The 12,511-nt window shown below is 52.1% G+C and carries 11 protein-coding genes and 1 pseudogene; 8 read left to right on the top strand and 4 right to left on the bottom strand.

From position 1 onward, the window contains the following. The 5 genes and pseudogenes from IEW18_RS21780 to IEW18_RS19880 all read left to right on the top strand — a co-directional run bounded on the left by IEW18_RS21780 (nucleotide 1) and on the right by IEW18_RS19880 (nucleotide 6,893). Entirely contained in the window at nucleotides 1-4,770 is a 4,770-nt protein-coding gene (locus tag IEW18_RS21780; RefSeq protein WP_229728874.1) for a DUF6443 domain-containing protein, read from the top strand. A gap of 10 nt (nucleotides 4,771-4,780) precedes the next feature. Next, nucleotides 4,781-5,239 carry a hypothetical protein gene (locus IEW18_RS19870; RefSeq protein WP_188559636.1) on the top strand — a complete coding sequence of 153 codons (459 nt, stop codon included), beginning with the start codon at nucleotides 4,781-4,783 and terminating at the stop codon, nucleotides 5,237-5,239. Nucleotides 5,240-5,489: 250 nt separating this feature from the next. Beyond that, nucleotides 5,490-5,792 (top strand): tRNase toxin domain-containing protein, encoded by a 303-nt coding sequence (locus IEW18_RS22090; protein ID WP_505671360.1) that lies wholly within the window; start codon nucleotides 5,490-5,492, stop codon nucleotides 5,790-5,792. Between the two features lie 44 nt (nucleotides 5,793-5,836). Next, complete coding sequence (locus tag IEW18_RS21785; protein ID WP_229728876.1) at nucleotides 5,837-6,007, top strand: hypothetical protein; 171 nt, start codon at nucleotides 5,837-5,839, stop codon at nucleotides 6,005-6,007. A gap of 337 nt (nucleotides 6,008-6,344) precedes the next feature. Further along, nucleotides 6,345-6,893, top strand: a pseudogene (locus IEW18_RS19880) (serine hydrolase domain-containing protein). Between the two features lie 588 nt (nucleotides 6,894-7,481). On the opposite strand, the gene IEW18_RS21790 reads toward IEW18_RS19880, so the two are convergent. Further along, complete coding sequence (locus IEW18_RS21790; RefSeq protein ID WP_229728877.1) at nucleotides 7,482-7,709, bottom strand: hypothetical protein; 228 nt, start codon at nucleotides 7,707-7,709, stop codon at nucleotides 7,482-7,484. Between the two features lie 42 nt (nucleotides 7,710-7,751). Continuing rightward, complete coding sequence (locus IEW18_RS19885; protein WP_188559638.1) at nucleotides 7,752-8,744, bottom strand: erythromycin esterase family protein; 993 nt, start codon at nucleotides 8,742-8,744, stop codon at nucleotides 7,752-7,754. 422 nt (nucleotides 8,745-9,166) lie between these two features. Here IEW18_RS19885 and IEW18_RS21915 point away from each other — a divergent pair, with 422 nt between their 5' ends. The 3 genes from IEW18_RS21915 to IEW18_RS19890 all read left to right on the top strand — a co-directional run bounded on the left by IEW18_RS21915 (nucleotide 9,167) and on the right by IEW18_RS19890 (nucleotide 10,095). Beyond that, nucleotides 9,167-9,292 carry a hypothetical protein gene (locus IEW18_RS21915; RefSeq protein ID WP_262891905.1) on the top strand — a complete coding sequence of 42 codons (126 nt, stop codon included), beginning with the start codon at nucleotides 9,167-9,169 and terminating at the stop codon, nucleotides 9,290-9,292. Nucleotides 9,293-9,521: 229 nt separating this feature from the next. Next, nucleotides 9,522-9,725: a recombinase family protein gene (locus tag IEW18_RS22045; protein WP_373285751.1), complete on the top strand. Its 204-nt coding sequence runs from the start codon at nucleotides 9,522-9,524 to the stop codon at nucleotides 9,723-9,725. Then, the gene (locus IEW18_RS19890) at nucleotides 9,631-10,095 is read left to right on the top strand and encodes a recombinase family protein (protein ID WP_262891908.1); all 465 of its coding nucleotides are present in this window, start codon (nucleotides 9,631-9,633) and stop codon (nucleotides 10,093-10,095) included. The genes IEW18_RS22045 and IEW18_RS19890 overlap by 95 nt, the downstream gene beginning before the upstream one ends. A 29-nt stretch (nucleotides 10,096-10,124) precedes the next feature. Here the strand turns inward: IEW18_RS19890 and IEW18_RS19895 are convergent, their stop codons facing one another. Together IEW18_RS19895 and IEW18_RS19900 are read right to left on the bottom strand one after the other, a co-directional pair. Then, nucleotides 10,125-10,598 (bottom strand): Tn3 family transposase, encoded by a 474-nt coding sequence (locus IEW18_RS19895; RefSeq protein ID WP_262891906.1) that lies wholly within the window; start codon nucleotides 10,596-10,598, stop codon nucleotides 10,125-10,127. A 53-nt stretch (nucleotides 10,599-10,651) separates the two neighbouring features. Next, nucleotides 10,652-11,587, bottom strand: a complete 936-nt coding sequence (locus IEW18_RS19900; RefSeq protein WP_188559639.1) for a replication initiation protein — start codon at nucleotides 11,585-11,587, stop codon at nucleotides 10,652-10,654. Nucleotides 11,588-12,511: the final 924 nt, after the last annotated feature.

The following is a 12,511-nucleotide window of genomic DNA, read 5'->3' on the forward strand; positions in this document are numbered from 1 at the left end:
ATGCCGATGCGTCAAATTTTTACCCTTGTCCTTATTTTCTGGGGATGGCTGAGCGCCGGTGGGGTGCTCGCGCAACCTACTGCGCCAACCATCTCCGTGGCGGGGTCGCTGCCCCTTCAGCCGGGCACCTCGGCCACGCTCAGTGTACCCACGGGCTACAGTTCGTATGCCTGGACCCGCAATAACGCGGATGTTGTCGGCAGTCAAGCCACGCTCAGCGTCCAGACCAGCGGCTATTACCGGGTGCGTGTGAGCAACGCCAGTGGCTCGGCCGTGTCGGCCGCCGTACGCATCACCGTCGCGACAGGAGCCGGCAGCAGCGCCCGAAACTATGCTCAGGAAGAGTACATTCTGCAAGAGGGCATTCGGACCGAAGAAGCCATTAATGCTTCCACCACACAAAAGAATCAGACTGTCGTGTATGCGGATGGTCTGGCGCGTCCTATTCAGAGAGTGGAGGTGCGGGCGAGTGCCAGCGGCGCGGACGTCATTCAACCGGTGGAGTACACCGCCACCGGTCAGGTGGTTAAACAGTTCCTGCCGTATTCCGGCGCGTTAACCAGTGCTGGCAAAACCTCGGGTAGCTTCCGGGATGGCTACGAGGGCGAACAAGCCGATTTCTACCGCTATGCGCCTAAGGTCGCCCGGGTAACGAACGGACTGACCTATAGCGAAACGGTATACGAAGACATTCCCGGAGGCAACGTGGTGGAGCAGGGTAGCCCGGGAACGTCGTGGCAGGTAGCCCGCGATGGCGCCGGAAAATCAACGTTTCAGGGACACACGTTTCGGCGGGTCATTCGCACCAATACGGCGAATGAGTTGCCTCTCTGGTCGTATTCTCCCAACGCGGATGGCAGCATTGGCGCTGTGAGTTACACCTGGAGCCCGGCTCAAACGCTCCGGGTGGAACAATCGAGTGATGAGGATAACAAGGTGTCCTGGGTATACGAAGATTCGCAAGGGCGAACAGTCGGAAAGCGCGTGGCGCTGGGTAATGGCAGCTACGCGTACACGGGATGTGCCTTCGACGCGCTTGGCCGCCCGTTGCTGGAAATGACGGCAGAAGGCATTAAGCGTATTATCACCAATGGGGAGCAGCCGACAGCTGCCTTCTTGGAAAAGTGGGGGTATTTCTACCAGTATGACGCCAAAGGCCGGGTTGTTGGTAAGAAAGTACCTGGTCGAGACTGGCAATACTCTGTCTACGACCGTTGGGATCGGTTGGTAGCGACCCAGAATGGCAATCAGCGGTTGCAGTCGAGATGGTCGTTTGTTAAGTACGACGAGCTTAATCGTCCTATCATCACTGGGATAATTGTTGATGGGCGCACGCGTCAGCAACTCAGCGATGCGGTTGAGGCAGGTATTGCGGCGGGTACATTCGCTCGCTATGAGCGCTCCGCACTCACGACCACCAGTACCATTAGTCATGGCTATTCACGGGATAAAGCGTTTCCCATTAACGCGCCGAGCAACGAGTTAACATCCATCATATACTACGACAACTATCGATTTCTCGATAGTGATGCCAGTTTGAATAGGTTACGGTATCAGCAAGAATCGTCTGTTGATGTTATCAGCCCTAGCACGCATTCAAACTTGACGGGTGGCCTGCCGACAATTACGTTCATCCGTGTGCTAGGCACCACGACTTGGTTAGCAACGGCAGTATATTATGACGAGAACGACCGTCCAATCCAGGTAAAATCTGATACACAGTTCGGTACGACGGATAGGGCTACTACTGAGTACACTTTTACTGGAAAGGTTACAAAGATTTTTAAGACACATGTTGCCGCTAATGGTCAGTTGCATACTACTCGTTATCGATATACTTATAAGCAAAATGGTGAGGCAGACGAAGTATTTGCATGGTTCGACCGTGCAGCAGGAGCAAGTGAAATATTGCTTTCTAAAAAAGAAGAAAATGAAATAGGCCAATTGGTTGACCTTAAGCTGGGTCAATTTGACGCGGCAAATAATAAATATTTACAGTCAGTTGATTACCGTTATAATATCCGAGGATGGCTTGAGAAAATAAATAACCGCAACATCTCAGGCACCTATTATGATCCGCAGAACCATATAGTAGCAGGGCAGGCTGAGTGGCTGGGTTCGCACACCCCCAACGAGGATGCGGATGCCCGACAGGATTTATTCGGCTTGGAACTCTCCTACGATGAGAGTGGACCAATGGCTACGGATGTTAACTACAATGGCAACATCACGGCCGCTGTCTGGAATAGCCGTTCGCCTAACCTAGGAAAGATGCGTGCCTACCAGTACGCTTACGACGCCCGCAATCAGCTCACGGGTGCTAGGTTCGGCTCGTATGGGGTTAATACGAGCACTTGGCAGTGGAACTGGCAACAGGAACAGGATGACACACAGGGAAAAGGCCGCTTCACAACCGATGGGGTTGAATATGATCTGAACGGCAACATTACCCGCCTCAACCGGGTAGGGCACCGCACCGGCACTCAGACGAGCCCGGTCTATGGTCCGATTGATCAATTGACATACAGCTATAACGGCAACCGGCTGCTGGCAGTAGAAGATGCCGCGGGGGCATCCGCGGCACCTAATGATTTTGAGGAACAGGCACACGCTTCGACGGAATACGAGTACGATGCGAACGGGAATATGACCGTTGATCGGAACAAAGGGTTGACCATTGCCTACAATCAACTGAACCTCCCGCAGGAAATTCGCTTCGCTAACGGCAATGTGCATCGCTTTACCTATGCCGCGAATGGGGAGAAGCTGACCCAGGAAATTCAAACCAGCACGGGCACCCGCACGATCCAATATGCATCCGGTTTCGTGTATGGCCAAGGGGCTAATGTATTCGTCGCCACCCCCACCGGCCGGGCCTTGTACGAACCGGCCCGGCCGCAAGCGGACAAGTGGGTGCAGGAGTACCACCTGCGCGACCACCAGGGCAGCTTGCGCCTCGCGCTGCGCGGGGGTGGCACCACATTGCTACGGGCAACCATGGAAGCCAGTAATAGTGTGCAGGAGGAACAAGCCTTTGCCAATCTAGCCGAGACGCGCCAACTGGATCCGGCCCACGCTCGGACTGGTAATTACGCGGCTCGCCTGAACGCTGGCCAGAGCCAGCGGTTGTATGGACCCAGTACTTCACTTACGGTTCATGCGGGCGATAGTGTCCGTGTGGAGGTATTTGGGCGCTACGATACCCCGAAGCAAGCAAAACTATGGCCGGCCTTGCTGCCGGCAGTGGTGGCCAATGCAGGGAATGACCCGTCCGTTCCACCAACCGAGGACACTTTTAGAACAAAACGGACTCTGTTAAGCCGCCTGGCTACCGGTTTGACCTTAGCCTGGGCCGTGGTACCCCAGTTACTGCATCCCAAAGCGGAGTTGCCCCGTGCCAGCATCAAGTACGATTTCTACGATAAAGACAGTACGCTGGTAAAATCGGAGGTGCAATACCTGGATCCAAGCGCGGCCAATGATTGGCAACAGCTAGTGCTCGGTTTTTCGGCCAAGCAGGATGGGTACGTACAGATGTCAGTGCAAAACGCCAGCCAGCAGGATGCGTGGTTTGATGATGCGCAGGTGCAAGCCACCGAAGACCTCATTGTACAGGAAAATCACTACGATCCGTTTGGTCAGAATCTGTTCAATATCGAGTTGACTGGTACGCCCGACCATGCCAATCAGTATACAGGCAAAGAGCGCATCGCTGATTCCGGTCTGGAACTAGTAGACTATGGGGCACGCTATTACGACCCGCAACTGGGGCGCTGGCATAGCCCGGACCCCGCCACACAGTATGCTTCGCCCTACGTTGCGATGGGTAACAACCCAGTCGTTTCCGTGGATCCAGATGGACGTTGGGTACATATTGTCGTGGGTGCAGCTATCGGAGGCGTCATCAACGTAGCTACGCATTGGAACAAAATTACAACCGGTGGTAACCCCCTACGTGATGGACTGGTCGCGTTCGGAATCGGTGCTGTAGCAGGAGGCGTGACAGCGGCTGTAGGGCCCGCTGCTCTGAGTGCGCTGCCCGGCAGCCTATCAGCGGCCTCTCTAGGGGGAGGAGCCATAGCGGGAGCTGCTGGAGCAGTAGTAGGCAGCCCAATCCAAGGCTTGGGTAATAAAGCTTACTTCGGAGACGATTACTCGTTAAAGCAATATGGTAAAGACATTCTAATCGGAGCCGCCGCCGGCGGAGCCATGGGGAAAGTCGCCAAGTGGTGGAACGGGCGGAGCAATACTACACTGCCTAAACCAGGCGGCGGTAAATCAGGTGGTAGCGGTACTGCAAATAAAGCCGTTGACGCAGCTGATAATCTGATAGATGATGTAGCTGACGCTGCAAGTGATGCTAGCGTTTCAGGTGGTCCGCAAAAGCAACTAACTGGAGGTTTAGGTGAGGATATGTCTGGAACATTTGATGTTACAGTACGACCAAGGTTCATAGCAGACGGTGCCGGAAATATCATTGATTCTCAAACATTTTCTAATTTAAAAAGAGTCGAAGCTTTTGTTAAAGGCAGTAGAGGTGGAACTAAACTACCATTTCATGGCGAAGCAGGAACTTACGCTGATTTAGGGAATGGTCATAGGATCGTTTATGGTTCTGATGGCAGAGCTATGTTCGATGTTTCCGTTGAAAGAATTAAGGGAATTCATTGGAATCAAGCGCCTAATGGAAACTGGTTTCCAATGAAAAGTTCTGCAACAAAATTTCAAGGAGAAGTGCCAAAATTTGTTCTAGAGGCGTTGGGATTATAAATACTTTACAATGAAGTTGTTCAAAGGTTTTGTTTCTGCGGAAGAGGATATTCCATGTGAATATCCTGTTAAAAGTTTTTTCAATTATATTGCTAACAATGTAAAAATTGAGGATTTCATTTCAGTAGCTGGCTTTCTTATGCCAGATATCGTTCAGGTAGATGGTTTGATATTATTAGCCGAAAATTATAAAATAATAAATGATAACCTGAAAAACAAACTCAACAATGACAACAAACAGATAGAACGTTATGTGAACTTGTTTTGTGTTTCTGATTTCTACTTACTAGCGGCAAACGAGTTATCATTCAATCACGATTGGCAGTTGAAGCAAGGTGAAATAATAGTTAAATTTTGGAAAATGAGGCTAAATGAAATTTTTCCTGAATTAAAATTCGATTTTGAGTTGTCTGCAACAGGATTGTTTGATGAGGATGGAATATGTATAACATTTTCGCAGCGTGTATAGCATATGTTTATATTACGAATAATGAATTGGTAGCGGTACTGCGAATAAAGCCGTTGACGCAACTGATAATCTGATAGATGATGTAGTTGATGCCGCTACAGATACATGGGCAGGTAATTCAAACTACAAGTCAGTCTTTATTAATGCTGACGGCTTTGTTGTTAAGCCTATAACAGGCAATTTTGAAGTTACAGTAACAGAGGCAAGGGTTGTTAAGTATCCTGGTAGTATCCCTGATATAGGGGCGTTTATATCAAGTGCTACAAAACCTTGGAGAAAAAATGCTGCGGAATTAAAACAAGGGCTCACCGATATTGGCAGAGCACTGCAAAAACATAATAATAGGCCGGGTGAATCAGTATTTAAAGGTCTGTTCAATAAGAAAACAGCCAATCAAGATATAGCAGACCTAATGAATAAGATACTAACTAGTAAAAACAGGATTTTTGAAAATGTAAACGGTGGTGTAATAATATACGATGGAACTACCGGTATGAGTATTGGAGTTTCAAGAGGGGGATTGTTTAACGGTTTTCGAGGGCTTGGTGAATGAAAAATTTTAGGATAACCATAGGCACCCCCGTTAATTACGAAGAGTTGGTTGCCTACATTGTCATTAATGGCAAGTATGTAGCGTTATTAAATCAGGACCAAGGTCCTGATTTAATAACTGTAGAATTTCTGGAAGATTATCCTGAAGAAGGAGTTGACATTGAAGTACTAACAGAAGCTCTAATAGAAGCAAAAAGAATCCTACTCAATGGATAGTCTATGTTATAGCAGTTTGGTTAACCGTGCGCCGGTTTAGAGGCAAGCGGTTAGCCAAACTGTTATAACTGGATCAAAAACTATGATTAGACCTTGTCGACCGACTTGTCAATAGCTTCAGTTGGCTTTTCGTGGATCTGGCAGCCGGCAAAGCGCAGGATTTTGTAGGGGGTGCGGCGGGAGCCATTTAGAAGTAGTCCATGAGTTGACACGTGGACTGCTGGCCGACCTCATAGAGCTCCTTGACGGCGGGGGCGATTTTCTGGTAGCGCGGGGCCAGACTCGGGGGCCGACCACCTTGCCGGCCTCGGGCGCGGGCCGCTGGCAGGCCGGCTAGGTGCGCCGCGGCGGCGCCCACGTGGGGGCGCGCACCCCGGTACGGCCGGCCAGCGGCTCGAAACCCTTCACGGCCGCCGTGGTGCTGCAGCTGGTGGAAGAGGGCTGGCTGGCCCTGGACGCGCCCCTCACCACGTACCTGCCCACGGGCTTCGTCGATAGTCTGCACGCGGGCCCCGGCAGCTCGGCCTGACGCCAGCTGACAGTACGCTGGCTGCTGCGCCACACCACCGGCCTAGCCGATTACACTATGGCCGAGTCCTCCCTGCTGCCCGGGGTGCATACGCCGTCCACCCGTCCCTGGACTCCGTCCCGGCTCTGGCAGTCCTACTTCGCGCACGGCCTGCATCAGCGCCCCCTTTTCCCGCCTGGTAACTCAGTATTTGCCTACAGAGACACGAATTATTTGGTGCTGGGTACGCTCCTCGAGCGGGTGTGCAGGCCGCCCCTGGCGGAGGTGTACCAGCAGCGGATTTTCCGGCCCCTGGGCCTTGGCAGCGCCTACCTCGAATACTACGGCCGGCCCCCGCCGGCGCACCCCTGGCCTTAGTTAAAAGTTTGGTATGAAGGTTAAACGAGCGGGCCGGATGGGAACTCTTACCGAGAGGCGAAAAGTATCAAGCATATATCACACGGGACGACAGGTACCCAAAGAATACAGCCATAATGTTAGTTATAAGCACGAGTTTACAACTCGTATAAGGACAAGCAGCAAAAGTAATCGAAATAAGTAGCGATGTTTGGGCCTCGGCATAAGCCTGTTCCGCAGCATGTTCTCCCATGAAGTCATCCTATCGGCTGCTACTCACCGCCCTTTTATTCACTGCTTGTACCACGCCACGAAGTGCCCGACCATCAGCCCCCGAGTATCCCTGGTTCCCTTTCACGTGGTACCGGACCACTATTGCGGGCAGATCGTTTGATAAAGCGGCCATTATGGTGCCCGTAAAAATTAATGACTTACCCGGCCATTTCGTTGCGCAGTTCGATTTAGGGGGCCTCTCAGAAAACGGAAGAAATAGCACGTTAAGACATCTGAACGAAAGGTTGGAGCAAAGCTCAATCCTTAGACTCGGTTCGCGGGGCAGCTAATTACTCGGCCGGCAGCCAGGCTAGGTGCGGGCAAGAATGCCGAAGCCTACTCGCTTTTTTTCGTCGCCTGCGTGTCCCGGATAAAGAAAAGGCCATCGTACACCAGATTCCACGGAATGGGAGCGACCCGCGCCGGAATCGTGAAATGCATGGGACTTTTCAGCAAGAAAGGAGTCGTTGGGTAGTTAAATTGCTTGTTATAGGGGGTAAAATCAAGAAAGCCATAGGCAATGCTCGTCGGCACCCAGTTTTCAAGGCCATTCTTGTTGGGCACCTCAACCGGAGCCGGCGCCGTGCCTAGCCGGCCGGCGGTGCCCTAATACGAAGCAAAGCCCAGCACGTACGTTTGCCGGGCCCACAGCGGGTCTTGCACGAAATACGTACCCATATTGTGAAATATCACCCGGTTAAAGTCCTTACCCTTGCCGGTTATCCGGTCGGTATGCTTCATAATATGGGTGTTGGCGGCCCAGACGATGACCTTAGCGTCTTCATACTGATTGGTCAGCAAGAACTTCAGGTTGTCGGCCATCGCCTTATCACGGGCCTCGTCACCCTGCACCATATAGGCCTGTAGGCTGGCTAGCACGCGCGGCCAGGCCGAGGTGTCGTGGGCAGCGAGTTGGGCCTGGCTGACAAGTTGCAGGCCGTTTTCCAGGTCCTTGCGCATACCAGGGCGAAATGCTCCGGGCGTACGCGGCTCGGCAATCAGCCCTTGCACTGCCTCTATAAACTGCTGGTAGGCGGCCGGGGAGGGAAACTTGCCGGCGATACCCTGACGAACCAAATAGCTGTCCAGGTCTTTTCTTAGGTGTAAGTAGCTATAGCTAAGATAAAGTTGCGAATCGAAGCCGGCAACGTGGAGGGGGTTGGCGGTTTGGAGGCTTTGCGGGATGTAGTGCTGGAATAGATAGCGACAATCCTCACTCCGTGCCCAAAGGGGAAATATATTATATCGCAAAAAGCGCCGGATGGAATCCGGTTGCTGGGTCAGCTTCTCCCAGCCTGTAGTCAAGCCGTAGAAGTCACTCTCGAAGGCCAGTACGGTAAAGCCTTTGCGCTCGTGCAAATACTTTATCAGGCGCGTTTTGGCCTGAAACGCCGGGCCATCCCCGTGGTCCTGCTCGCCCAGCATGACAACCCGCGCATCGCCGATTGCCTGGCCTACGGCTGCTAAATCCTGGTACTCGTCTGAGGCGGCATCCAGCGTGGCGACCCGCACCGTATTCGTTGTCACGTAAGAGCGGATATCTTGCGCGAACGTAGGGGCGCACAGGAGCAGGCAGACAGCAGTACTAAAGAGTTTCATTGGGTAGCGGGGTGAGTAACAACGAAGGGAAGAAAGCGGCTCTTATTCCGAGGGCTAGTCTAGACAAGTACCTGTTGTTGCCGAGGCAAATAAAACAGCCAGTCTACTGAGTGGGTGTGCTAGGCGATGCGAAACGCAACCACTCTCACTATGACCGACCGCTAGATGCACGAACCGTACACAGGGTTGTCTAGCTAGTGTTAGCGTGCTATATTTTCCGTTTTCTGAGAGGACCCCATTTAGGTAGTGGCACCACTTTTCTCTATGATGAGACGGTCAAAACCTATTTTCCGTCGCGGGTACAGCTGTACGCCCAGGTGGACACAACCCAGCGCGGAACAACCGACGCGGGATATGTCCACTACGCCACGCATGGCCTGCCCTTTACCCTGGGAGGAGCAACTATCCCAGCCCCTCGGCTTATGACCCGTCAGGGCGAACCCGTCGCGCCCGATTCGCTGCGCTCCCGGTCGCCCAAGCTGGTTGGCACGATTGGAGCTGATTTCCTGGACCACAAAGTGCTGGTGATTGGGGTCGCACTAGAGTAGGAACAGAAATTCCCGCTAAGAGCATAGCCTGTTTCTAATACTATGGGTGTGGAAAGCAGTCAGAAGAAGCGCGAACATTGGCCGGATAGGGTCCTGAAAAAAGCACTCGAAAAACCCTCCTGAAAAGAAGCCTATAATACGCCCTTCTCAGGACCTGCAAGGCAGGTGGAAAAGTCGTTCGAGAAACAGTAGTTTTGCGAATGCCCATCTCTCCCCGACTTATCCTTTTATGAGGGCGGCCATCTACGCCCGCGTCAGCACCAAGGACAAGGGGCAGACCAACGAGAACCAATTGCGGGAGTTGCGGGACTTCGCCCAGCGGCTGGGCTATACCATCTATAAAGAAAGAATACACCGACCAGGAAAGTGGCGGCAGCGCCGAACGACCCCAGTTCCAACAGCTCTTTGCGGATGCCCATCAGCGGCGCTTTGACGTGGTGCTGTTTTGGGCGTTGGACCGCTTCAGCCGGGAGGGCGTGACCGAGACGCTCAATCACCTGCAACGGCTCACCGCCGCCGGGGTGCAGTTCAAGTCCTTCACGGAACAGTACCTTGACAGCACGGGCTTAATTCGGGATGCCATCATCGGCTTCCTGGCCGCCATTGCCAAACAGGAGCGGGTTCGCTTCTCCGAGCGAATCAAGACCGGACAGGCCCGCAGCAGCAAAAAGCCGGGCCGCCCCGCCCTGGCCCCCGAGGTGATTGCTGAGTTACGTCAGCTGCGCAGCACCGGCCTGAGCTTAAAAAAGATTCAACTCGCCACCGGCATTCCCGTGGCGACGATGCACAAATACTTGGCGTAACGGCTTCGTTCGGGCGGCGACCCGCCTCTTCACTCCACGGGGGCAAACCGCTCCTGCCAGCTTTCGGGGTTGCGCAACGGGCGCAATTGCCCCGCCGCAATGCTTTCGGGCAGCGTAAAATCGTAGCGGCCCAGCATGTTCACATGCTCGTGCAGCAAGGGCGAGAGGCGGGCCACGTCGTCGGGTGCTAGGGCTGCTTCCGTTGCCGGCCACTGTTCCAGTGCTTGCTGTAGATACCGCGTATTCCACAACACTAGGGCGTTAACCACCAATCCCAGGGCCCCTAATTGGTCCTCCATGCCCTCGCGGTAGCGCTGGCGCAGTTCGCCCTTCTTGCCGCGGAAGACGGCGCGGGCCAGCGCGTGCCGCCCTTCGCCCCGGTTGAGCTGCACCAGAATGCGCCGCCGGTAAGCCTCATCATAGGCTTGAAACCAGCGACCTACAAATGGGGTGCTTTTAATAAGAAAACATAATCCTAGGCTAAGCGCTAAGGACGTTGGCAACGTTCCCCCCGCTGCTATAAGAAGGCCTAGCTCATGAAGAGTAGTGCCATAAGTTACCGAAGCCCGTTCATTTTCAAGAACAGCCCCCCCGGGTTCTTATCGGCTTTAATCTTATCCGTTTTCAGTTTATATACGAAGCCAAACAGTGCCTCCGTGAGCTTGGGGCTTTGCAAAATATCCTGCACCAATTTGGGCTCAACAATCCCCAACGACTCCAAATGCTTGCGGGCCATTTGGGCTTTGGCATCATCGGCCGGCAACTCAAAGGGTATCAGCAGTTGCTTAGGCTCCTGCGCGTTGACGTAAAACTTAATCCGGTCATAGGCGCGGCTTGACTTCAGTAGCTCGTAGCTGACCCGTAAATCGGTGTGTTCATTGATTTGGTTCATGGCTACCTTGAGCACGTCGCGCTGAAAGTTGGCAATAGCCACGTATTGCTCCGGTTCTTTTCCTTTCGGGTCCTTCAGGTTGAGCATATACTTAAACTCATCCAGGGTGTAGGTCTTCGTGTGCCCTACGTCTTTCCATTGCGAAACCAACTGATAGATGCGCTTTGCAAACTTGCTCGTCAGGCTGAGCGCCGCTTGCAGGTGGTAGCTAGTGAAGTTGCTTTTCAGGTCGATGAGGTAGGGGCGCATCTTCTCCGAGATTTCCAGCTCAATTACGCCCTTGCCTTTCAGGTACTCGGCCGAAGCCAGCAGACTTATTTGGAGGACTTTGGCCTTATCCTCGATATGGTAGATACGGCTGTTGAGCTGTTCCGTGGAATCCAGCAGCTGCTTGTAGTTCCACTGGCGTCCCGTCAAAAGCTCCAACTCCCGAACCCGTACCAAGTACATCGTGCCGGGCTTATCGTGACTGCTTAGCTTGGAGAGTAAGGCAAAGACAATGTCCATCTCGCAAGCGCTCATTTCATAGCGTGCGTTGGTAATGGCGTTGTGTTGTCGTACCTGGACGGAGGCAACAGTTTCAGCAGCAGCGGTAGCCATGGCAGCGAGGGAAAGTTCGACATCTCAAACATACGTTAAAAATCCCAAGTAGGAGGGAAGTAAAAATTTCTCCTACTTGACTTATAAAACCTCCTGCTTTGGCTTATAAAACCTCCTACTTAGCTTATAAAACCTCCTACTTAGCTTATAAAACCTCCTACTTAGCTTATAAAACCTCCTAATTATACTGGATAAACACTTGATTTGCAATTAGTTATGACGCCTACAAATACTGTTAAATACTTCAAATACCACAAATTTGGTGATGGGCCATCCAAAAAAGCATTTAAGTATAAAATGTGGGCTTCAGAACGAAAAAACAACAAAAAGGGAGGGTTTATAATAGCACAAATCGGGATTGCACTTTTTTACTATTTATTACTACTTTACCAATATTGCTGGCCCTTCCCGGCCTCACTTACCCAAAGTTAAGCCCTTGCCCGACTGGAGACAACTATCAGTTGAACGTGTTCATAGTAGTCTTTTGACTGATAAAACCTCCTACTCAGGGCTACTGAAATGACCCCTCAGCAGGCAAGGGTATGCATTTAGCTTATAAAACCTCCTACTTGGCCATCCTCTACCCCTCTTGAGTAGACATTTCCTGTCTTCTGACTTATAAAACCTCCTGTTTCGTGATGCACTACTCCAAGGAAAAGAACTTATAATTCCTCCTTTTTCGATTCTGAGCGTCCACTTCTGAGCTTTCAACAGCATTGAAGCCAAGAATTGCTAATTGGCCTACACTTAGAAAACACCTGAAACATTTGTCTCTCGAGCCTTTGGGGCTGCGCCCAAAAAAAAGCCAGGTCAGACTTATAAAACCTCCTAGTTAGGATGGCTGCCAGTAGTACAGCAAGCCAATTGATAACTGATAAAAAGTAGAAGTTGGAAATTAATTAAGCGGGCGGCCGAGCTATCCAG

Origin of the sequence: Hymenobacter glacieicola, assembly GCF_014640315.1 — a bacterium.
Lineage (GTDB): Bacteria > Bacteroidota > Bacteroidia > Cytophagales > Hymenobacteraceae > Hymenobacter > Hymenobacter glacieicola.